Annotated in this window: 1 protein-coding gene; it reads left to right on the top strand. The window is 66.6% G+C overall.

Annotation, left to right across the window (positions count from 1 at the left end):
• Positions 1–302 (top strand): ABC transporter substrate-binding protein (locus EN818_RS31795; protein WP_245521443.1); only part of this gene is annotated, 302 nt, incomplete at both ends.

Raw genomic sequence — 302 nt, 5'->3', positions numbered from 1 at the left:
TGCGTTGCGACATAGCGCCCTTCACCGACAAGCGCGTGCGCCAGGCGCTGGCCTCGTGCATCGACCGTTCGCAACTGGTCGGCGGTCTCTGCCGCGGCATGGCGGCGACCGGCAATGACAGCCCGTTCGCGCCGGCCTTCCCGGTCACCGACAAGTCGCTGGCACAGCGCACGCAAGATATCGCCAAGGCCAAGCAGCTGATGGAGGCGGCCGGCCTTGCCAGCGGCTTCGACATGACGCTGACGACGCTGCGCTATTCCGACATCCCGGGCTATGCGCAGCTGTTCCAGAACTTCGCCAAG

Source organism: Mesorhizobium sp. M3A.F.Ca.ET.175.01.1.1 (assembly GCF_004791945.1).
Taxonomy (GTDB): Bacteria; Pseudomonadota; Alphaproteobacteria; order Rhizobiales; family Rhizobiaceae; genus Mesorhizobium.
The sequence above is the reverse complement of the archived record's forward strand: the minus strand, read 5'-3'. Positions and strand labels throughout refer to the sequence as shown.